Origin of the sequence: Aliiroseovarius sediminilitoris (genome assembly GCF_900109955.1) — a bacterium.
GTDB lineage: Bacteria > Pseudomonadota > Alphaproteobacteria > Rhodobacterales > Rhodobacteraceae > Aliiroseovarius > Aliiroseovarius sediminilitoris.
The window spans coordinates 181,039-202,011 of sequence record NZ_FOJB01000002.1 but is presented as its reverse complement, the minus strand read 5'-3'; the positions used below and the strand labels follow the sequence as shown (position 1 = coordinate 202,011).

The window sequence follows — 20,973 nt, the reverse complement described above, 5'->3', positions numbered from 1 at the left end:
CAGCTTTGGTCAGCGTGGTGATCCAGGCCGACCCGGTGAACTGGCTGCCCTGATCCGTATTCATGATCTCGGGCGGGCCGTGTTTGGCGATGGCCGAATATGTGGGATACTTCCACCCCGCCATTCGCGGCGGGACGGGAACGCCCGACCAGATCGCCCAGGCGGCGCACGGGTTCCGGGTCAGCTACCGGAAGGTGCCGACCGATACGGGCGACTATACAATGAACCATACCGCGAGCGTTTTCCTGTTCGATGCCGGGGGGCGTTTTGTGAGCACAATCGACTATCACGAACCGAAAGAATTCGCGGTGCCGAAAATCCGGCGTGCGATACAAGACAGAGCGGAGAGGACATCATGAGAGTGAGGTATTGGGCCATGGGATTTGCCATAATGGGTGGCATTTCGGCCAACCGACCCGCTTTCAGATGACCGGCTTGCGGCTGCGACAGGTGACAAGACACAGGACGCCCAGGCCGGTGCCCGGTTGAAAGAGGCTCGTGTGCGGCTCGAAACCCACCTCGCCACTCTGGTTGCGAACAATGAGAACGAAAGGCTTTGAGCATTGAAGTCCTAAGTCGCCGCCCTCGCCCATTGGATTTAGCGGTTTTGTCGCAGATACGGCACTTGCCCGAGCCTGCCCAGCTTGATGTAAAGAAAACCAATGGTTGCGGATGCTGTCTTGGCTGGATAGAGCATTGGAAGAGAACGGGTTTGCACCGGCCAACGATGACATGTTTGGCGGATGGCGCGTTCGTCTGAAGCTCGACAGCGGGGTGCCACAGCGCATGGCTTCTTTTGATACTGCCTTTCTTGAGGACCACGTGATCGAAGGCCACGTCCCGGCCACCGGCTTTCGTCGGCTTCTTGAAGAACGTCCCGATACGGTCGGTCTGGCTGTGCCAGGCTTGGCTTGTGGTTCGCCGGGTATGGGTTCGAAAGATGATCGCGAGGCCTGCGATGTGTTTCTGACCAGCCAAGACGGGTCGACCGAAATCTCTATGTTTTACGCTGAAAACTAGACTGGATTCGACTTGGACGCCCTTTCTCCGATCGCATTAGGATTTCTTGGCAGTCTCGCGGCGGGGCTGATGACTGCCTTTGGCGCGGCTCCCATTCTCTTGGGACGTGTTCCGTCGCGCGCGACACGCGACCTCTCGCTGGGGTTTGCCGCAGGTGTGATGTTGGCGGCGTCGTTCTTTTCTTTGATCATCCCAGCACTTGATGCTGCCGAACCGATGTTCGAGAACGGAGCGGCCCCTGCCGCGATTGTTAGTATCGCAATTTTGCTTGGCATGGGCGCTGTGGCGTTGATGAACGAGAAGCTACCGCACGAGCATTTCAAGACAGGGCGTGAAGGCCCTGAAGCGGCGTCGCTCCGACGGGTTTGGCTGTTTATCATCGCGATCACGATCCACAATTTCCCCGAAGGTCTCGCGGTCGGCGTGGGGTTCGGCTCTGGTGGTGTCGAAGGTGGGCTGCCTATTGCCATCGGTATCGGGCTTCAGAATGCTCCAGAGGGTCTTGCCGTCGCAGTTGCACTGTTAGGGGAAGGATATTCCAAACTTCGCGCATGGGGCATCGCAGCCCTGACCGGTCTGGTCGAGCCTGTTGGCGGCTTGCTGGGTGCGGGTATTATTACTTTGTCCGAGCCGATCTTGCCATGGGGGTTGGCCTTTGCCGCCGGGGCAATGCTCTATGTGATCAGTCACGAGATCATCCCAGAAACTCATCGCAGCGGACATCAGAACAAAGCGACCCTCGGTCTGGCAATTGGCCTGGTTCTGATGTTGTTTCTCGATGTCTGGCTGGGATAACCGCAAGAAGTTCCCAAAAAACTTTTGGCTGTTGGGCCTCTCACGGCGGTTGCGGCCATTCTGGTCGAGCATGGAACGAAAGCGATCTTGGTCGCTTTCCTGGCCAGGAAACAGCAAGGGAATCGTCTCGACACGACCCAATATGCGGCGCGCTGTGCAATTTTGTTTGGATTGCTGGCATGTTTGTCTCAACCACCCTCACCCTCACCCTCACCCGCATTTTGGCTTGACGCACGAGTGATCGGGCACAGTGACGGGGGCGACGTTCCAGTTTCTGATGAGGGTGTTTCCGGCGGTCGTCGCCATCGGTTTCAACTGTTTTGAAGAATGTGGCGCTCAAAGGCCTTAAGTGTCGCCTCGCTGACATGATGCTCGATGCCTTCTGCATCCCGCTCGGCTGTTTCTTCGTCGATCCCGAGTCCCCTGAGAAATGCCACCACGATCCGGTGGCGCCGCTTGCAGGTCTCGGCCAGTGCCTGACCGTTTTCGGTAAGGAAAATGGCGCGATAGGGCTCTCGGCGAACCAACCCCGCAGCCTTGAGCCGTGAGATGTTCTTGGTGACTGTGGGTGGTTTGACCCCAAGGCGCTCGGCGATCTCGACCGGTCGCGCTTCTCCCTGCGTTTCGATGAGCTCGGCAATCAGTTCCACGTAATCCTCTGCCATTTCGGACTCATGGGCCTGGCGGACCGTCGCAAACCCCTCTGCTTGTGCTTCAGGTGCCCTGACGACGGGCTCAACGGTTTCACGGTCATTCGATTCCAGCTTTGTCATAGCCCTACAATGAAGCGAGACGGATAGATTGACAACTTGTTTGCTATGGGTAGATATATTAGCCATGGCTAACTTTCAATTTCGGAGGCTTTGTTGATCTTGATTTTCCAGAGGCTGTTTTTCACGGCGTTTATCTGTGCGGCAGTTCTTTCAGGGCCGGTTTCGGCCACGCCTGCAAAAGAGGCGCCATGGATTCCAGAGGCCGCGGCCTATCGCCTGACGCTTTTTCTGGGAAATCTGGAACCCTTGCCTTGGGACAAGGTTGCGACGGCTTGGTCTGAACCCCATCGCAATTCCGAATTTACCAACGGCGCTCTGAAATCGCTGGGAGCCAAAAGCGGTGTTGATACCTCGCGGCTGCTAAAGGCCATCGAGCAAGAGGATCGACAGGCGCTCTTCGCCGAGGCCACGCGATTGATCGCGCTCAGGATCGAGGAAGAACTGGGGCGGGCATTGGTCGCCACTGACCCATCGGATGCACGAAAAGCGGTGCAGACGGGTCGCGATCTTTATCGTGCATTTGCCGATGGCGTAACTGCTGCCGATCCTGACGCGGCGCGTGACATCGGCCTCGCATGGCTGGACTTGAACAGTGGTGCCGGGTCGTCCGGTATACTGGGGACAGGTGGGATACCCGCTGATCGGGCGACCATGGTCGCCGCAAGCGAGGTGATTTCTGACTATCTTGAACGGAACTATCTCGTGGATAGCTTTGCGCCACGCGACACCTTGAACACATTGCCAGAAATCGCCGCGATAAGCGGACGCGCTATCGACGTGCCGCCCAGCCTGCCACCGGGATCGGACATATTCGATCAGGATCCGCTTCCGCGGCTCGTTCTCAATTTCGAGGAACGGGGCATCGACGAGGTAGACCTTCCACTCGTTGCCTATGGCGACATGCTGTTTGACAGCACGCAGATATTCGGCAGCCCCGCGCGTGACCTTGGGATTGCCTGTTCCACATGCCACAACCGGTCGGACGTGAACCAGCGGCTGTTCATTCCCGGTGCCAGTCACCAACCCGGTGCCATCGACGTGGATGGTGCCTTTTTCAACCCGATCTTCAACGATCGGCGTGACGATCCCATCGACATACCAAGCCTGCGGGGCTTGCGCTTTACCGGGCCTTACGGTCGTGACGGTCGCTTTGCTTCTTTGCGTGAGTTCACGCGCAACGTCATTGTGGGCGAGTTTGGCGGTGATGAACCGACGCCGTTCATGTTGGACGCGTTGGTCGCCTATATGCTTGAGTTCGATTTCTTGCCAAACTCCAAGTTGACCGCAGATGGCAAGTTGACCGACGCCGCCCCCGAAGCGGCAAGGCGCGGCGAAGCGATCTTCAACCGTCCCTTCGCGGGGCTTGGCGAACGATCCTGCGCCAGTTGCCATGTGCCGGACGGAAATTTCCTCGACCGGCAAGCCTACGATATCGGCTCGGCTGCGGCGCCTTATGTTGATGCGCGCGCAGGCGCTTTTGACACACCCACCTTGCTTGGGACGGCTTACACGGCCCCGTATTTCCACGATGGATCCTTGCCCACTTTGGCCGCAGTTGTGGATTGGTTCGACGATACGAAATCTCTTGGCTTGACCGCATCAGAGCGTGCGGACCTCACGGCCTATATCGAAACCGTGGGCTCTGCGGACAAGCCGTACGAGGCGTTTGACGACGAAAACACCGCCTTCCGCCTTGCGTTCACGGAACTGACGACCTTCGCGTCGACGCTGGACACGCTGCTGCCCCGGCGGGATGCCGAGCACATCCTTCTGTTAACCGACACCGTGGCGGCAGATCTTTCTGCCGATGCCAGCACGATGTCCAATCTTGCCGCCCGGCCCGAGGTGTATGCGTTGGCGGAAATACTTGCTGATGTTGGTTCTGCGGTGCGCGAAGGTGACTGGGCAACCGCCGAGGCAAGTTGGACTGCTTTTCAAACCCAAGCCGCCGCAATTGACCAAAGGGCGTTCTGATGACAATCCAAATGAACCGCAGAACCGTATTGACTCTGGCTGGCGTAGCGGTCGCCTTGGCTGCCACAAACCCGCTTGTTGCGCAGGAACGCGCCCTGCGCCTTGCCTTCATTCCGCAGGAGAACCCAGAGAAACTACTCGGCGATATCGAGGCGGTCACGGGCTGGCTGACCGGTGAAATCGGAGTGCCCGTCGAAGGGTTTGTGACTATTGACCATGCCGCCGCAGTTGAAGCGTTGCGCAACGGCGACGCGGACATCTCTTTCATGGGCGCGCTGCCCTTTGTGTTGGCAGAGGCAGAGATCGGCGCCGTGCCGCTTCTGTCCGAAGTCTATCGCGATGCGCCAAGCTACACTGGCCGCATCTTCGTGCGCCGCGACAGCGGTATCAAGACGCTTGCCGATCTGCGCGGTCGCTACATTGCCTTCGCCGACCCGATTTCGGAATCAGGTTATCTTTATCCGCTCGCCGAATTCATCAATGCGGGCCTGATCGAAAGTCCGGAAAAGGCAGAGACCTTCTTTGGACGCGTCTATTTTGCCGGTGGATATCAACAAGCGATGCAAGCAATGGCAGAGGGTCTGGTCGATGCCGCAGGCGCGAGCCAGTATGCAGATTTGCTTCTTACGCCCGAACAACAGGCCGAGGTGACTTGGATTGCGGAAAGCGAAGCGATCCCGAGCCATGTCGTAATCGCGCGTCCCGGGCTTGACGATGGTGTTCAAACAAGGTTCGTCGACGCCATGATGAAGCTGAACCAACCCGAGAACCGAGAAATGCTCCGTTATCTCTACGGACCCGACGGCTATGTCCTTTCCGATCCCGGTGCCTACGATGGGGTGCGGGAGATGGCGCGACGATTCGGGCTTCTGTGATGCAAGTTGCCGCGCAAGTCGACGATGTCAGTTTCTCCCATTCCGGTGCAGACACCCCGGCGTTGGAACACCTGTCGCTTTCGGTTCCGGCAGGCGAGATCGTCGCGCTTCTTGGACCGTCCGGCGCCGGCAAGACGACATGTCTAACGCTGCTTGATGGCAGGCTTCGGGACTGGCAAGGCCGGGTCTCGATCTTCGGCAACCCGCTTGATCCGGATTGCCCGCCGCCGAAGGCCCATCGCCCGACCACCGGCTTCGTTTTTCAGGAATTTGCTTTGGTCGAACGCGCCACCGTTCTGCGCAACGTGCTCAACGGTCGTCTTGGACGGATGTCGCCGCTTCGAGCCTTTCTTGGATTGCCCACATCATACGATCTTCAGGTCGCACAGAGTGCGCTTGGCGATTGCGGAATTGCGGACCTTGCAAGGCGCAGGGTCGATAGCCTGAGTGGCGGCCAAAGGCAACGCGTCGCCATTGCCCGATGCCTGGCGCAAGAACCGCAATTGATCTTGGCGGATGAACCGGTCAGCAGTCTCGACCCGACTCGCGCTGCAGAGATTTTGACACTGTTGACAGAGGCAGCACGCGCGCGTGGCGCGACCGTTCTATTCTCATCGCATCAACCCGAACTTGCGCGGCGTTTCGCACAGCGCATCGTCGGCATGCGGGATGGGGGGATCGCATTCGATGTGCCCGCGACCGAGTTGTCCGATGACGCTACGACAGAGCTTTATCGTGGTGCCGTGCAGATACCGGCCAACGGCCTCAGGGCGGTGATCTGATGCGTTCACGTGGGTCCGGCAGCTTCTTGGCCGCACTATTGGTTGGCGGCGCAGTCCTTTGGTCGTTGATCACCACCGATGTCGAAATGACACGTCTCGCCTCGGCCGGAACAAGGATAGCCGATTTCCTGGGCCGCATGTTCCCGCCCGATCCTTCGGTGATGGACGATATCATCAAGGGCAGCGCCGAGACGCTGCGCATTGCAATTATCGGCACGCTTGGCGCTGTCTTCCTGTCTGTCCCATTGGGGCTTCTTGCGTCCGAGACGATGGCCCCACCGGTGTTTTTTCGTCCGATCCGAACGGTGCTGGCGATCATCCGGGCCATTCCGCTGATATTGGTGGCGATGCTGATGGTGGGTGCAGTCGGGCTTGGTCCCCTGCCCGGCATCATTGCGGTTGCGTTCCACGCGACGGGCATGCTGGCCAAGTTCTATGCCGAGGCAATCGACGGCGTGTCACGCGCGCCCCTTGCCGCCTTGGAAAGTGCGGGCGCGGGAACACTCGCGCGGCTTCGGTATGCGATCTGGCCACAGATGGCACCCGTGATTGCGCGCGACACAATCTTCCGGTTTGAGCTGAACCTGCGCGAGTCGCTGGTCCTTGGCATCGTCGGTGCCGGGGGGATTGGTTTTTACATCCAGACCTATGTGCGCTCTTTCCAATATGACAAAGCCGCGAGCGCCACTCTTGCGGTAATTGTCATGGTGGTGGCGATTGAAGCCTTCAACGTTGTTCTGCGCCGACGTTTTTCCTGACAAGGGCTGCGCCCTGCGGCGCGGCCGTCTCAGCCAACGGGTTGCCCGTTTGTGGAAGATCTATTCCGGCAAGACGGCCGACACGCAGCGATCTGATCAATGTCCATGGGCCAGCGCGCCTTTCGCCATCTGTTCGCCAATTTTTTCTCCACCCTGGTCATCGTTGGGGGTTTCGCGAGCCCGCAGAAGGCGCAGCGCATTGGCGACCACCACCAGCGAGACACCCACATCGGCTGCGATAGCGCCCCACATCGTAGCCATACCAAACGCGGTCAAGCCGACGAACAAAGCCTTAGTGGCCAGAGAGATGCCAATGTTCTGCCGGATGATCGACATTGTTCTGCGCGAATGACCGATCAGCCAAGGCACCTTGCCGATATCATCTGTCATCAACGCGATATCGGCCGTTTCAATGGCGGCATCAGAGCCAACGGCCCCCATGGCAATCCCGTAATGCGCGCGCGCCATAGCGGGCGCATCGTTGACCCCGTCGCCAATCATCGCAACCATGTCATGTTGCGCGACCAGCTCTTCGATGGCTGTCACCTTGTCTTCGGGCAAGAGTTCCGCGCGGACTTCATCGATGCCGACCTCGGCCGCCACGGCACGTGCTGTCCGCTCGTTGTCGCCCGTCAGCATTATGATTGTCTTGACGCCCTGCGCATGAAGCTGTGCAACAATGCCCTTGGCGTTGGGGCGAATGCGGTCGCGGAGTTCAAGAATACCGGTTACGCCGCCTTCGTCGCCAACCGCGACCAAGGTGCTTCCGGCCCCTTCAATCTGATTCCGAAGGTCTGACGGGATGGTTTCGCCAAAGCCTTTTTCCTCTGCGAAACGATCCGATCCAAGCCAGACATCTCTTCCGTCGATGCGCCCCACCAACCCACGACCTGGGACGGTGCGGGTGTCCTTGGCGGCTTGCACTGCAATACCGTCGGTTTCAGCCTTGCCAAGAATGGCGCGCGCAAGAGGATGCGACGACCGCGCCTCCAGGGCACCGGCAAGGGCCAATAGCTCTGATTTAGATACGTCACCCAAGGGATAGACAGCGGCCACTTCGGGTTCGCCCATGGTAATGGTGCCGGTTTTGTCCATCGCAAGTGCGGTGGTGCGACCGGGTGCCTCGACATAGGCCCCGCCTTTGATCAGCACGCCGGCCCGAGCGGATGCAGCAAGGGCGGCAACAATGGATACCGGAGTCGAAATGACGAGGGCACAGGGGCACGCGATCACCAGCAGGACCAGAGCGTTGTAGAACCAATAATCCCAGGCGCCGCCAAAAAAGAGGGGTGGCAAGACGGCGATTGCTGCCGCCAGAACCATCACGATCGGCGTGTAAATCCGGGCAAACTTCGCGACCCATTGTTCGACCTCGGCACGTTTCGAGTGCGCGTCGCCAACCATGCGGATGATTTTTGACAAGACCGTATCGGTTGCCGCTTTCGTTGCGCGGACCGTAAGCGTGCCCTCTCCGTTGATCGTGCCCGCATAAACATCGTCCCCTGCTTCCTTGGGAACAAGCGCACTTTCGCCAGTGATCGGGGCCTGATCCACAGCCCCTGCCCCATCAATGACCTCACCATCAAGCGGGATGCGATCACCCCCTCTGACGATAAACCGCGCCCCCACGGCTACTTCTGCGGCCGGAACATCGGCCTCTGATCCGTCATCCTTCAGGACACGCGCCGTGGGCGGCGCCAGATCCAAAAGCGCCGAGACCGCGTTTCGGGCCCGTCCAACGCTCCAACTTTCCAGATAGAGCGACAGTGAAAAGAAAAACGCCACGGTTGCAGCTTCAAAATATTCACCAAGTACGATTGCACCTGCAACGGCCACAACCATCAGCAGGTTCATATCGGGAGACAGGCGGCGTGCAGACGACCAGGCCTTTGGCGCGACAAGCCATACCCCGAAGAGGATTGCGAAACCGAAGAGTGCGGCCTCAAGGACCGGCATCGCTGACTCGCCATGGCCCGAGAACAAGCCAAGCGCACCGCCCAGACCGGTTTCCACGATATGGTATACGAACCCTGCGGCCCAAAATCCGCCACTCAGGGACGTGAACAATTTCTGCTTGGCAAGATGTGCCGCTTGATCGGCGCTGGCGCTTTCGGCGTTCCAAGGCCGGGCAGTCATTCCCGTGCTGGCGACCAGGTTGACGATTTCGCCATCGGAAATCTGCTCGGCGCTCTCCAAAACCGTCATGCGTCCGTTGATCACATCGAAGGCAAGATGATCGGCACCGCCAACTTTTGGGCCAACCACTTTGGAAAGGATCGAAACCTCTTCGACGCAATCCAGACCGCTGACTTGAAAGCTCCGTCCCTCATCGGGCGGAGGTGCAGACGGAATCACATTCCCTTGCGCTGCGCCTCCGCCACAACAGGCGCTACCATCCGATTTGTGCGCCGTATGGTCGTGCTTATGCCCTGAATGATCATGCTTATGATCATGTTCATGTTCAGGTTGGATGTCGCGACGCTCGTTATCGGTACTCACCGCCATGTGTTCTCTCCAGAATCAATCAACAGCAGCAATGTAGGGTCTACAGTGGCTTGAGGTTCAAGAGCTAAGTTTGCAGTCGACCCTTTTTCTTTGCGGCGAGAAACTTGAACAGGTGCGACATCGCACAAGCAACGTGTTTGTTGCTGATCGACGTGAATATGAACGAACGGAAAGGGAGTTGTGGTGTGACTTCAAACGGGATTTTGCTTTCCTGGATCGACACGCTCTGTTGAACAGAAGTCAACCGGTCCGCCGTCTGAGTAGCCAAACAAAAAACACGCCACCAATCAGCCCGGTAACAATGCCAATTGGCAGGTCGTCCGGGGCCAATACCGTGCGGGCGATGATGTCCGACCACAAAAGATAAATGGCACCGAACAATGCGGATGCTGGCAGAACACGGGTATAATCCCCTCCGGCCAGAAGGCGAACAATATGCGGAACCATCAGGCCAACAAAGCCGATGATGCCCGAGAATGCGACCATAACGCCCGTGATCAGCGCACCCATGGCAAAAATCATCAACCTGAACCGCGCCACCGGGATGCCAAGGGTCGATGCGGTTTCATCACCGATGGTCATTGCGTTCAGACTGCGGGCTTTCAGCCAAAGATATGAGCCGCACAGCACCAAGATCACCAGCGGATAGATCAACTGTCCCCATTGGGCCAGACCCAAGCCACCCAGCATCCAGAAGACAACCGTGTGCGTCGCACGGGGATCCCCCAGAAAGATCAGCACATTTGCAAGCGACATGACGATGAATGACACTGCCACCCCAGCCAGGATCAGGCGATCGGCACTTGTGGCCGAGGCAATCTGTGACACCGTCAGAACCAAAAGTGTCGCGCCAAGCGCACCAAAAAAGGCGAACAAAGGCACCGTCAGAGTGCCCAGAAACATGCCGGTGTGCAAAAGCGCCAGAATGGCCCCGAAAGCCCCGCCGGCAGATATGCCCAGCAAATGAGGATCGGCGAGTGGGTTGCGCGTGACAGCCTGAAGGCTGCCTCCGACCATGGCCAGGCCTGCCCCGACGAGACCAGCAAGAATTGCGCGGGGAAAGCGAATGTCCCAGACGATAGCCTCGTGTCCGGCGGGCCAGTTTTGGGCGATGGTATCCGGGGCGATCTTGTTGATCAAGACACCCCAAACGGTTGATAAGGGCACCGATATGGCCCCTACACTTATGGCCACAGAAAGCGAAAAGAGCAGCAGAACCAGCCCAGCCCCTATTACGAAGCGGAAACTGGTTTTAGGGATTGCGGCTGCCTTCGCGATCATTTCATTCGACCCTGAATGCCGAGGCGAGCTTTTTCACGGCCTGAACATTGCGCGGCCCCGGCGTGGCTTCGACATATTCCAGACTGACGAAACGGTCGTTTTTAACGGCGTCCAGATCGGCAAAGGCCGGGTTTGACATCATGAAGTTACGCTTCTCTTCGGCGGTCACTTCGCCGTAATTTACAATCACGATGATTTCCGGGTTGCGCTCAACCACAGCTTCCCAACCCACCGTAGACCAGCTTTTTTCGAGATCGTTCATGATATTGGTGCCGCCCGCGGCCTCGATCAGGGCATTTGGCATGGCATAGCGACCCGCCGTAAAGGGCGCGTCTTCGCCACTGTCATAGACGAAGACACGCGGCGCTTCGTCCAACAGTGACAGACCTGCGGTATAGCTCTCCAGTTCGGCGCGATAGCCTTCGACCAGATCAACGGCTTTTTCCTTGACGTCAAAGATTTTGCCAAGGTTCAATAAGTCATCGTACATATCATCCATGCTGGCTGCGGCTTTTTCGCCGATATGGATGCAGCTTTCGGTCAGTTCGTAGACATTGATACCAAACGGTTCGAGCGATTCAGGCGTGACTTCGCCGCCGACCTTCATGCCATAATTCCAGCCCGCGAAGAAGAAATCAGCCCCTGCGCCGATGAGGACCTCTTTGCTCGGGTATTTGGAGGACAACTCGGGAAGTTCCTCTATGCCCGCGGTCATGGAGGCATCCAACGTCTTCCACCCGGAAATGCCGGTATAACCGACCATGCGATCTGCCAGCCCCAGAACCAGCATCATTTCAGTCAGGTTGACGTCGTTTGAGATTGCCGCTTTGGGGGGTTCGTCAAATGTCACCTCGCGATTGCAGCTTTGCACGGTTGCTTGCGCAAAGGCGCTTGTCGACGTTAATGCCAGCAAGGCACAGAACACGGTCGAAGAATACGTCATTTTCATCTGGGATTTCCTTTAATCGGGAAGCTGGAAAGACAGGTGCCGGGTTTGGCTGAGGCTGAGGGTTTCGCGGTGTGCCTTGACGCGAAATGTCTGCGACACCAGATGTTCGTTCAGGACGTCTTCGGGAAGGCCGAAGCCCTTACAATGTCCGTTCTCAAGCAACAGAACTGCATCACAAACTCCGGCCGCCATGTTAAGGTCATGCAAAGACACGACAATTGTAAGGCCAAGGGTGCGGATCAAGGACAGGATCTCAAGCTGATGGCGAATGTCGAGGTGGTTGGTTGGTTCGTCCATAACCAGAACCTGTGGCTGTTGCGCCAACGCGCGCGCGACCATGACCCGTTGACGTTCACCGCCAGATAATGTGCCAACATCCCTGAATGCCAAATTCTGAAGGTCCATCCGGCCTATGGCAGCATCGACAATCTCGGCGTCATGCGCACCCGGGGTCGAAAACCCCTGACGATGCGGTGTGCGCCCCAGAGTGACAATGTCGCGGACGGTCAGACCGAATGCGCCGGGTTGTTCTTGCAAAACAGCGGCAACCTTGCGAGCCGCAGCCCGAGATGGCAAAGACCAGATATCTTTGCCATCCACAAGGATGCGCCCGGATGTCGGTCGTTGATAGTGGTAGATCAAGCGCAACAGTGTGGATTTGCCAGCACCATTCGGACCAACCACCCCCAGCACCTGCCCAGACTCAACCTTGAAACTGACGGGATGAAGGAGACGTGGAAGAGATTTGTGCGGTGCCCAGCTGATATTGTCGGCAATAAGACTTGCGGCGTTCATGACTGGCGCACCTCGCTGTCTTCCAAAGCAAGCACCATTGCCGGAATTCGCGCCAGCGTATGTTTGCCCAACTTACCGGGCCTTTCGGCCGATGAACACCATCCATCCCCCAGACCTGCATATTGCCGGGCAAATGCGACAAGATCGTCAATGTCCTGATCTGGTTCGATATCCCCGAACAGATAGGTTGCCTTGCGCGTGCTGTGATAAGCTATTGTGCAGGGATGCAAGCACCCCGCCATGCAGGCGACGCCCGAGACCTCAAATTCTTCGCTGATCGCGTCTCCTGCCGCGTCAATGGCGGCACGCAATCGTTTGATCAGATCATAACCAGGACTACAGGTTGCGCCCCTATGTCTGCAAGATGTGCAGATGGTTATTCTGTGACGTGGTATGCCCATATCGCCCTCCGCGAGAACGCAGGGCAAACACAGGTAAAATATCACACGGAATACACCGCAAAGCCATCATGGCCTCCTGTCCGAACACCCCGCCCGGGTTGAAGTTGCATCCTTGATGGCAGGTCTCCTGACTTGCGGGTTGTCGCTTGCCCGAACCTTCCCAAACGCGGAGCGTTCAGTGGTGCTCATCGGGGTCGCTCGCCGCTCACAGTTGCGGGGGCAGTCACGGATTTAGCGCCTTTTGGCTATTCCTCACCGTATTCCCTTTTCATTCCGAAAGCGCATTCGTCTTTCGAAAACCATCTAAGGTCATTTCCGACACAATCGTTGATAGGTCAAGACAATAATTTTCTTCCCATACAAAGCATCCGCTGTTTGTTCTGCCTGAAGATGTAAGTGGTTGATGAAACGCAGGCGGCAGTCGGCAGGGAAATCCGGCGTTGCGATTGCGCAAGCGCGATGTTTCAGATGTTGACTCCAAAAGCCCTTAGACCGTCGCTTTCCCCACGGCGTTCCGTGTTCACAGTTTGGTGTAAAATTTTCCCATCCTCTTTCTTGGTCGCTGAACGACAGGCTTTGGAACCCACGTCGACAAAGTGAAATCCAGAATACCCCCCTACCCTTTCGAGACAGGTCTCGCGACTCCAACCACCATTAACTCGAACAGCGCCTACATCGAGATTGACGAGGGGCTTGTTCGATCTTCACACTGACATTTGACATCCATACCACTGTCGAAGCCGCCGTCTGCGAAACCCCGAATGACTTCACGCATCGTGTTCATTCCCGACTGCTGTCATGGCGAAACGCGAGAGGGCTGCGAACTGCCAGTATGTTTCGCTACAGACGCCGATCTCCTGCGATTCGAAAGAGAGGTCGCGGTTGTCGGTCGGTCGAGACACCCGGCCAGATCGACCCTTGCACTGAAGAGAATCGGGTGTTGAATTCAGCATCTTCGACGCCCTTGCCTGTTCCGGGTCATCGGACCTGACCTTGTTGTCAGAAATTTCCGGTCGGCTGTCTCGGCGGCAATTCGCGCGTTGATCTTGAAACCGTTGTTCGTCTCAGCGCCGCGGATGGGCTTATCTAAAAGCAGCTCCTTCAACCTTTTTGACAGCCGTGCAGATTCTAAAAATAATAAAGAAACAAATACTTAGATGTCATTGCTTGCAACATAAATGCCTTAGCGCGAGTGCTAAAATGAAGCGGCACACCAGATTTAGCGGTTACATTCCCCTGGCCAGCAAGGTTTAGACACCGTTACAAGTTCTGTCGTCGCAAAGCGGTGTATGGTCATCCACAGAAATAATCGTTGTGGATAGCCAGCTTCCGCTGTATTCACAGTTTAAGGATAGAAATCGCGATAAAAGCGATATTTAGTGGGGCGACAGAATGGAAGCAGCACCATTCCAAAATGATACGGGCGCGATTGCCTTCGACGAGATCATCCTCCAACAAGGGGAATTGATTTCTGACAGACTCAATATATTGCGTCAGGAGCAATATCCACCCGACGCCCAGAAAGGGTTGCGGCAATTCTCTCTGGCCGAGGTTGCATATTTTCTCGGTGTCACCCAATCAACTATCAAGAAGTTGCATCTTGAAGGTAAAGGGCCCGAGCCAGAGACATCTTCTTCTGGTCGTCGTTCCTACTCCGCCGAGCAAATGCTGGAACTCCGCGCCTATCTTGACGTTCATGGTCGGCCCGGAAAGCGGCAGTATCTGCCCCACCGGACAGAAAACGAGGAACTTCACGTGATCTCGGTCGTGAATTTCAAAGGTGGTAGCGGCAAGACGACAACCGCTGCACATCTTGCCCAACATCTGGCGCTTAAAGGTCATCGTGTGTTGGCGGTGGATCTTGATCCGCAGGCGTCACTCACTGCGTTACATGGAATTCAGCCTGAGTTAGACTCTGTTTTATCCCTGTATGAGACTCTGCGCTATGACGACGAGCGCCAACCGATCAGCGCAGTTATCCGGCCGACGAATTTCCCAAATCTAGATATTGTGCCCGCTAGTCTGGATTTGCAGGAGTACGAATACGATACGCCTGTCGCGCTTACGAGTCGCGACCCGTCCGAGGGTCGCGCTTTCTTCACCAGAATCTCAAAAGCCCTCGAAGAAGTTGAGGATCGCTATGATGTGGTCGTGATCGACTGCCCGCCGCAGCTGGGTTATTTGACCCTAACCGCCCTAACCGCATCAAGCTCCGTCTTGATTACGGTTCATCCGCAAATGCTGGACGTGATGTCGATGAGCCAGTTCCTTTTGATGCTTGGCGGTATTTTGCGAACCATTCGGGAAGCCGGCGCCGAAATGCGGCTGAAGTGGTTTCGATACCTCGTGACGCGCTTTGAGCCGACCGACGGCCCGCAAAAGCAGATGGTCGGCTTTTTGCAGGCAATGTTTCCAAATCAGATGCTCGAAGCGCAAATGGTAAAATCGACAGCCATTTCTGATGCTGGAATCACCAAGCAGACGCTGTACGAGGTTGAGCGGTCACAGTTTGTACGTTCGACATATGACCGTGCGATCACATCGCTCAATGCTGTGAATGACGAGATTGCTGATCTTGTGCATCAGGCCTGGGGGCGCGACAGTCTATGATTTTGACAGCCGTGCAGATGAGTTTTGACAGCCGTGCAGAAGGGTGCGTGATCACCCCAAAAGGGAGAACAACATGGCCAGAAAAGATCTGTTGAAATCCGTGATCGGGCAACCGACCGAGAAACCCATTGATGGTGCGCGCTCCAGCTATGCTATGCGCGGTGCGTCGAAGTCGATGAAGGTTTCCATCGACAGTCTGGCGGAGAACTCCAAACGTCTTCTCGAAGGTGAAACAATTGTCGAGATCGATCCGGCGTTCATTGATGCCTCATTTGTAAATGACCGCCTAAGCGGAGACGATGAGGCCTTCGAGGAGTTGAAGGCGTCGATTTCTGCCAATGGGCAGGACACGCCGATCCTGCTGCGACCCCATCCAGAAATCCCAAACCGGTATATGGTGGTCTTCGGACATCGTCGTGTGCGGGTCGCGCGCGTGCTTGGATTTCCGGTGCGGGCCGTGGTTAAGGAAATGGACGACGTCGCCCACGTTTTGGCGCAGGGGCAGGAAAACACAGCACGGGCAGATCTGTCTTTCATCGAAAAAGCGCTCTTTGCCAAGAATCTGCACGACTTGGGTCAAGCCAAAGACGTGATTCAACAGGCGCTCACTATCGATGGCACACTGCTTTCGCGCATGTTGTCCGTCGCTGGAACGATTCCGGCGCATATCATTGACGCAATTGGGCCTGCAAAACAGATCGGGCGGGATCGCTGGGAAGACTTTAAAAGGTTGATGGCGGTGAAATCAAACCACACCGTTGCTGAAACTATCTTATCCATGGATGGCTTTGATCAACTCAACAGCGATGCAAAATTCGAAATACTGCACAGCAAATTGGCAGAGGCAGGTAAGGCACCGAAACGCCGTGCGTCGAAGGCCAAGCCTGCCAGGCGGACCTGGACTGCCGGAGAAGGCAGGATCAAGGGCGTCATCGGACGCTCAGGGCGGGCTTACAGCATTTCATTAACATCCAAGGACTCCGCTGCGTTTGGTGAGTTTCTCTCGGAGAACCTCGATCAACTCTATGCGGATTTTCTCTCTCAATCCGAGGAGACAACGACATCATGACCTGAGGCAAAAGAAAAGCCCCCAAGCCGATCCGGCCCGAGAGCTTATCCGATTAGATTAGACACCTACTGGATACCGCTCCCGCGAATCACTGTCAACGAAAGAACGTCGTTTTGGCGGACGGGGATCTTTTGCCTCCACAAAAACGGAGGTGAAATACAGGCATGAAACATACAGGTTGGCGCAAGCCGACACCGGGTCTTGGAGTTGCTGAGCAGCTTGCCCAAGCCGGTGAACGGATAGGTGTTCCCAAGCGACAGGCCGTTGTCGCTGTGAAGCGCGTGGGCGCTCATATCGGCCTGAAGGCCGGCGACATGATGCTTCTCGACACGCTGGGAGCCTTTACGCAGGCCCAGGACTGGGAGGAGGGGCAGCGCCCGATCGTCTGGGCGTCCAACGCTTATCTGATGGAGCAGACGGGCTTTTCCCTGTCGGCGCTCAAACGCCATGCCCGTCGCCTGGCAGAGATTGGTGTGGTTGCCTTCAAGGACAGCCCCAACGGCAAGCGTTGGGGACGCAGGGACGCAGACGGGCGCATCGTCGAGGCCTATGGTTTCGATTTGTCGCCGCTATCGGCCCGCGTCGAGGAGTTCGAGCAGCTGCACGCCGAATTGCAGGCCGAGCGTGAGCTCTGCCAGCGCCTGAAGCGCCAGGTCACGGTGGCGCGCCGGATGATCCGCGCCCGGATCGAGGCGGCCGTCAGCGGCGCGCTGAGAGGCCCGTGGGCGCAGTTTACCAACCTCTTCGAGGAGCTTCTGGACCGCCTGCCACGCCGGAATGTGGGCTCTGAGACACTTGAACGGCTGTTGGCATGGTTCAGGGAGCTTCAGGCGCGCGTCGAGGCGGCTTATCTCAAGGCAGTCCGTGCGGATGCGGTTGTGGAAAACACCGTTGAAACCAGTGAGCAAGTTACTGAACAGACTCAAGAAATGAACCCCAGGGAGGCCATTTCTGACCCGCATATACTAATTACAAACCAACTTTATCCTGTAATCTGTAAGTCCTCAGAAAAAGAGAACGCGGCGGGCATGGTGCCAAATGCGCCACCAGAAGAGCAAGTGGATAGGGCGTTGGAAGATTGGGTGGCCGAAACCCGCAAGAAGCGTGGCGCAGCGCTTGATTTGCCAACAGTGATGCAGGCTTGTCCTGAATTTGCGTCCTGGGCGCACAACATGGGCGGGTACTTGAAGGATTGGGGTGATCTGCACCGGGTTGCCGGTCAACTCAGGCCAATGATTGGCATTTCCGAACACGCCTGGAACCTTGCACAGGACCGGCTCGGTCCACAAATCGCGACAGCGGCGCTTGTTCTGGTGTTTGACAAGCACGCGGCGGGCGAAGTGGCTTCCCCGGGCGGGTATCTGCGCGGCATGATCGAAAAAGCCCGGGCAGGGGAGCTGCATCTGGAGCGCAGTTTCTATGGCCGGTTGAGCGGGCAGGCAGCATGATGCCTATCTGTCCGATTGTCGAAGCTACAGGCCTGCGGCCTTGGTCAGGTTCACCCGGAACCGGTCCCGACGACGCTGGTAGCGACGGGTCATCTCGGCAGAGGCGTGCCCGAGCTGCTTTTGGACGTAGCGCTCGTCGACCTCTGCCGAGCTGGCCAGACCGGCGCGTAGGCTGTGGCCTGAGAACAGGGCGAGGCGGTCTTTCTCGGGCAGCTCGGCACGGATGCCGCTCATGAGTACGGTCTGCTTGATCAGACGCGCGACGTGTTTGTCACTGAGCCGAGCCTCCAAGGCTTTCTTGCCATCGCGCGAGGTTCGGGTGAAAATTGGGCCGAAGTCGATTTTTGCAAAACGCAGCCATTGCTCTAACGCGTGCACGGGGCAGGTCTGTTCCGAAGATCCCCGTCCGATCTCAACTTCGCGCCAGCCCGTCTTTGCATTCAGCGTCAGCACCGCGCCGTCGTCGAGGATCTCGAGCCAGCCGCCACTGTCGGGAGTATCATCCTTGCCGACATCAAGGCTGACGATTTCCGAGCGCCTGAGACCACCGGCATATCCCAGGAGCAAGATTGCCCGATCTCTCAGCCCGCGCAGGTCGAAACCTAGGGTGCCAACCATGGCGAGGATGTCTTCCGGCAGGATCGCTTCCTTCTGAACGGGTGGGCGCGCATGCTTGCGTTTGATCCCGGCGAGCACCGTGGCGATGTGGCGGTTCTTGCGATCGAGGGAAACGCCGCGCTGTGCGTAGTTCCAGGCGAGACCGGACATGCGGCGTTCGATGGTGCTGACCGATAGGGCAGGGGAGGACCCTGAACCGGACGCCAGATCCGCAAGGTAGAGGCCGATCATTTCCGGTGAGGGCGGCAGCGGGTCTGTGCCCTTCAATCTGCACCACCGTGCGAAGTGCTTCCAGTCGGCTGCGTAGGCCTTGTTGGTGTTCTCGGCCGTCGAGGCCACCGCGTAGTTCCGCGCCGTGTCGACCAGCCGATCAAGAGTTCCCGAGCCGGCCATATGGGAGGGGAGAGTCAGAGCCTCACCAGAAGGCGGGACTCTCTCGTCGTCCTCGTTGGGTAAGGGGCCAACTTTCGGGTCCGAGCTCGATTTCTCGTTGTTTTCTGACATGTCGCCGAACATATCTTCTCGCGTCCGATAAGGCAACTTTATTGGACATGATGAGATTAGACAAGGTGCGGCGGTTTGTGTGGTGCTTTGCGGCAGAAAGCGCCGTGCACGATTGATCTTGTGACACGACCTGTCAGTCCGCGACGATCTTGAACGACCGGAGAAGTCTAACCAACATATCGCTCCGGGTCATCTCGGAACACGGAGAAACACTTGAGATTGTTGCATTTCGGCCAAACCCGGCCTTCGCTATGTTCGATGCTTTGGTTCTTCAAGAGTAACCCCGCCAGACATCCAGAAGTTTGTCGCCAATGGCCGCCTGCTTTCCTCGCTTTGGAACAACACGATGATTCAGAGGGACTTCTTCAAAGAGGAAGCGGATGAACTCAAGGCTGGCGTCGTGATTGGTAGCTCAATGAACCTGAGCTTTGTGAATGGCTCTGTCGTGGATCTAATATCGGGTGGACGCCCCGGCGCACATGGGACGTTGGAGGGCAGGGCAAGCAGACGGCAGTGGTCTTCCGGCTCTCCGATGGTCCCAGTTCCTTGCAGCATGCGAAGCTATTTGGCGTGGCCTTTCTGATAGGTATCGCGCTCGACCAAAAAGCGTTCGGAAAGGGGCAGACTGGCTGCACCAAGGGCGCGTGCATCCGACCCGATCGACCCTTCAAGGATATCGGGCTTTGCGACGCCAGCGACTGATGTATTACCGATGTATTTCCGGACACGCCGGACAAGTTCCGCCCGCATGTGCTCTGGCATCCAGCCATCAATAAGAACGTTCCCCACATCTATCAGACAGACAGAGGAAAGAACTGCTTGCGCGATACCGTATGACGCATCGTTCAACCAGATATCGAGCGGGCCGTCGGGAATGTTCCAGCCTTCGGGATTGTCCCAAGCCATGGAGTATTCGTCGCCGCTTTCGACCAGCGCGCCTTCCAGCACCGCCAGCGAGGCGACATCGACCAACTGGCGCAGGTTGCCGTCTTGAGCCAACAGCATCATCGACCCCAAGGCGGCTGCATTGCCAGTGCGCCCGGTATAGAGAGAACCATCCAGCACCAGGCCGCCGCCAATGAAGAAGCCGACAAAGACATACAGAAAATCCTGGGGTTTGTTTTGACTGCCGAACACCAATTCCGCCCCACAGGCGGCAGAAGCATCGTTGCAAACAAATACAGGGAAGTCACATACCGCACCAATCTCTTTGGCGATATCGCGGTCTTTCCAATCACGCATGTCGGCATCTTCGACGCCCAGCGTTTCGGCCCAATCCCAAAGTTGAAACGGCAAGGCGATGCCAAGTCCCGCGATGCGGGAATGGAGCTGTTCGGGCAGATTATCGAGCACTTGACCGACAGCGTCGGTTGCGAACTGCACTGTTTTATCGGGCGTCGGGTAGGGGTGGCTGATGCGGACACGGTGTTGAACCTCACCCAGGAAATCTGTGAGCACGAGATCGAGACTGCGACGACCGACCTTCAGTCCGAAAAAGAAAGCGCCATCCTTGGCAAGGCTCATGGGAACGGAAGGTTGCCCAATCTTGCCGCGCACCGGCTCTCCGCGTACAAGCAGCCCTTCGGCTTCCAATGCACGCATGATGACAGAAACGGTCTGCGCTGACAGTCCAGTGGTGCGGGTGATTTCGGCCTTGGCCAAGGGACCGCTTTGTCGGATCAGCGACAAAACAAGCCGTTCATTATAGGCGCGCATCCCGCTCTGGTTTGAACCCCGGCGCGGGGTATCCGGGCTGGCTTTTCCGCCTTTGATTGTCAAAGCCTGGCCCATCGTGTCCCTGTCTTCATTATCTGCC

At 57.2% G+C, this 20,973-nt stretch carries 18 protein-coding genes, 1 pseudogene and 1 riboswitch; of the genes and pseudogenes, 11 read left to right on the top strand and 8 right to left on the bottom strand.

The annotated features are described in order from the left end of the window. Positions 1–89 precede the first annotated feature (89 nt). The 4 genes and pseudogenes from BMY55_RS15965 to BMY55_RS15955 form a co-directional block, all read left to right on the top strand. Positions 90–359: pseudogene (locus tag BMY55_RS15965) on the top strand (SCO family protein); the annotation flags it as partial. A gap of 36 nt (positions 360–395) precedes the next feature. Beyond that, positions 396–560, top strand: coding sequence for a hypothetical protein (locus BMY55_RS16955; protein ID WP_177179398.1), 165 nt, complete (start codon positions 396–398; stop codon positions 558–560). A 112-nt stretch (positions 561–672) separates the two neighbouring features. After that, positions 673–1,020 (top strand): DUF411 domain-containing protein, encoded by a 348-nt coding sequence (locus BMY55_RS15960; protein ID WP_245744793.1) that lies wholly within the window; start codon positions 673–675, stop codon positions 1,018–1,020. A 12-nt stretch (positions 1,021–1,032) separates the two neighbouring features. Next, positions 1,033–1,815: a ZIP family metal transporter gene (locus tag BMY55_RS15955; protein WP_091433177.1), complete on the top strand. Its 783-nt coding sequence runs from the start codon at positions 1,033–1,035 to the stop codon at positions 1,813–1,815. Positions 1,816–2,126: 311 nt separating this feature from the next. On the opposite strand, the gene mntR is transcribed toward BMY55_RS15955, so the two are convergent. Continuing rightward, entirely contained in the window at positions 2,127–2,588 is a 462-nt protein-coding gene (mntR, locus tag BMY55_RS15950) for a manganese-binding transcriptional regulator MntR (RefSeq protein WP_091433175.1), read from the bottom strand. A 93-nt stretch (positions 2,589–2,681) separates the two neighbouring features. On the opposite strand from mntR, the gene BMY55_RS15945 reads away from it, so the two are divergent. From BMY55_RS15945 to phnE, 4 genes are read left to right on the top strand one after another with little or no spacing between them, the layout of a single operon-like run. After that, entirely contained in the window at positions 2,682–4,562 is a 1,881-nt protein-coding gene (locus tag BMY55_RS15945; RefSeq protein ID WP_091433268.1) for a cytochrome c peroxidase, read from the top strand. Positions 4,563–4,573: 11 nt separating this feature from the next. Then, positions 4,574–5,437 (top strand): phosphate/phosphite/phosphonate ABC transporter substrate-binding protein, encoded by an 864-nt coding sequence (locus tag BMY55_RS15940; protein WP_245744792.1) that lies wholly within the window; start codon positions 4,574–4,576, stop codon positions 5,435–5,437. Beyond that, positions 5,437–6,219 carry a phosphonate ABC transporter ATP-binding protein gene (locus tag BMY55_RS15935; protein ID WP_091433170.1) on the top strand — a complete coding sequence of 261 codons (783 nt, stop codon included), beginning with the start codon at positions 5,437–5,439 and terminating at the stop codon, positions 6,217–6,219. The genes BMY55_RS15940 and BMY55_RS15935 overlap by 1 nt, the downstream gene beginning before the upstream one ends. Then, positions 6,219–6,977 carry a phosphonate ABC transporter, permease protein PhnE gene (gene phnE / locus BMY55_RS15930; RefSeq protein WP_091433168.1) on the top strand — a complete coding sequence of 253 codons (759 nt, stop codon included), beginning with the start codon at positions 6,219–6,221 and terminating at the stop codon, positions 6,975–6,977. The genes BMY55_RS15935 and phnE overlap by 1 nt, the downstream gene beginning before the upstream one ends. A 96-nt stretch (positions 6,978–7,073) precedes the next feature. Here the strand turns inward: phnE and BMY55_RS15925 are convergent, their stop codons facing one another. The 5 genes from BMY55_RS15925 to BMY55_RS15900 form a co-directional block, all read right to left on the bottom strand. Beyond that, positions 7,074–9,482 (bottom strand): heavy metal translocating P-type ATPase, encoded by a 2,409-nt coding sequence (locus tag BMY55_RS15925; RefSeq protein ID WP_177179397.1) that lies wholly within the window; start codon positions 9,480–9,482, stop codon positions 7,074–7,076. Positions 9,483–9,722: 240 nt separating this feature from the next. Then, positions 9,723–10,763 carry a FecCD family ABC transporter permease gene (locus BMY55_RS15915; RefSeq protein ID WP_091433163.1) on the bottom strand — a complete coding sequence of 347 codons (1,041 nt, stop codon included), beginning with the start codon at positions 10,761–10,763 and terminating at the stop codon, positions 9,723–9,725. A 1-nt stretch (position 10,764) separates the two neighbouring features. Then, positions 10,765–11,706 (bottom strand): ABC transporter substrate-binding protein, encoded by a 942-nt coding sequence (locus BMY55_RS15910; RefSeq protein ID WP_407639085.1) that lies wholly within the window; start codon positions 11,704–11,706, stop codon positions 10,765–10,767. 18 nt (positions 11,707–11,724) lie between these two features. Next, positions 11,725–12,507: an ABC transporter ATP-binding protein gene (locus BMY55_RS15905; protein ID WP_091433157.1), complete on the bottom strand. Its 783-nt coding sequence runs from the start codon at positions 12,505–12,507 to the stop codon at positions 11,725–11,727. Further along, positions 12,504–12,908 (bottom strand): DUF1636 family protein, encoded by a 405-nt coding sequence (locus tag BMY55_RS15900; protein ID WP_091433153.1) that lies wholly within the window; start codon positions 12,906–12,908, stop codon positions 12,504–12,506. Before BMY55_RS15900 ends, BMY55_RS15905 begins: the two co-directional genes overlap by 4 nt. Positions 12,909–13,008: 100 nt before the next feature. Continuing rightward, a riboswitch (cobalamin riboswitch) is annotated at positions 13,009–13,227 on the bottom strand. A 1,073-nt stretch (positions 13,228–14,300) separates the two neighbouring features. Here BMY55_RS15900 and repA point away from each other — a divergent pair. The 3 genes from repA (at position 14,301) to repC (ending at position 18,035) form a co-directional block, all read left to right on the top strand. Then, positions 14,301–15,518, top strand: a complete 1,218-nt coding sequence (repA, locus tag BMY55_RS15895; protein ID WP_091433151.1) for a plasmid partitioning protein RepA — start codon at positions 14,301–14,303, stop codon at positions 15,516–15,518. Positions 15,519–15,591: 73 nt separating this feature from the next. Then, entirely contained in the window at positions 15,592–16,587 is a 996-nt protein-coding gene (gene repB / locus BMY55_RS15890; protein ID WP_091433148.1) for a plasmid partitioning protein RepB, read from the top strand. A gap of 164 nt (positions 16,588–16,751) precedes the next feature. Continuing rightward, a complete protein-coding gene (gene repC, locus BMY55_RS15885; RefSeq protein ID WP_091433145.1) occupies positions 16,752–18,035 on the top strand; it encodes a plasmid replication protein RepC in 1,284 nt (427 codons plus the stop codon). 24 nt (positions 18,036–18,059) lie between these two features. Here the strand turns inward: repC and BMY55_RS15880 are convergent, their stop codons facing one another. Then, positions 18,060–19,157, bottom strand: coding sequence for a tyrosine-type recombinase/integrase (locus BMY55_RS15880; RefSeq protein ID WP_091433262.1), 1,098 nt, complete (start codon positions 19,155–19,157; stop codon positions 18,060–18,062). Between the two features lie 561 nt (positions 19,158–19,718). After that, complete coding sequence (locus tag BMY55_RS15875) at positions 19,719–20,948, bottom strand: ROK family transcriptional regulator (RefSeq protein ID WP_245744791.1); 1,230 nt, start codon at positions 20,946–20,948, stop codon at positions 19,719–19,721. Positions 20,949–20,973 lie beyond the last annotated feature (25 nt).

Coding starts and splice junctions, on each gene's coding strand:
- BMY55_RS15960 (WP_245744793.1), top strand. CDS start 673: ATGCTGTCTTGGCTGGATAGAGCATTGGAAGAGAACGGGTTTGCACCG.
- mntR (WP_091433175.1), bottom strand. CDS start 2,588: ATGACAAAGCTGGAATCGAATGACCGTGAAACCGTTGAGCCCGTCGTC.
- BMY55_RS15940 (WP_245744792.1), top strand. CDS start 4,574: ATGAACCGCAGAACCGTATTGACTCTGGCTGGCGTAGCGGTCGCCTTG.
- BMY55_RS15935 (WP_091433170.1), top strand. CDS start 5,437: ATGCAAGTTGCCGCGCAAGTCGACGATGTCAGTTTCTCCCATTCCGGT.
- phnE (WP_091433168.1), top strand. CDS start 6,219: ATGCGTTCACGTGGGTCCGGCAGCTTCTTGGCCGCACTATTGGTTGGC.
- BMY55_RS15925 (WP_177179397.1), bottom strand. CDS start 9,482: ATGGCGGTGAGTACCGATAACGAGCGTCGCGACATCCAACCTGAACAT.
- BMY55_RS15915 (WP_091433163.1), bottom strand. CDS start 10,763: ATGATCGCGAAGGCAGCCGCAATCCCTAAAACCAGTTTCCGCTTCGTA.
- BMY55_RS15910 (WP_407639085.1), bottom strand. CDS start 11,706: ATGACGTATTCTTCGACCGTGTTCTGTGCCTTGCTGGCATTAACGTCG.
- BMY55_RS15905 (WP_091433157.1), bottom strand. CDS start 12,507: ATGAACGCCGCAAGTCTTATTGCCGACAATATCAGCTGGGCACCGCAC.
- BMY55_RS15900 (WP_091433153.1), bottom strand. CDS start 12,908: ATGGGCATACCACGTCACAGAATAACCATCTGCACATCTTGCAGACAT.
- repA (WP_091433151.1), top strand. CDS start 14,301: ATGGAAGCAGCACCATTCCAAAATGATACGGGCGCGATTGCCTTCGAC.
- repB (WP_091433148.1), top strand. CDS start 15,592: ATGGCCAGAAAAGATCTGTTGAAATCCGTGATCGGGCAACCGACCGAG.
- repC (WP_091433145.1), top strand. CDS start 16,752: ATGAAACATACAGGTTGGCGCAAGCCGACACCGGGTCTTGGAGTTGCT.
- BMY55_RS15880 (WP_091433262.1), bottom strand. CDS start 19,157: ATGTCAGAAAACAACGAGAAATCGAGCTCGGACCCGAAAGTTGGCCCC.
- BMY55_RS15875 (WP_245744791.1), bottom strand. CDS start 20,948: ATGGGCCAGGCTTTGACAATCAAAGGCGGAAAAGCCAGCCCGGATACC.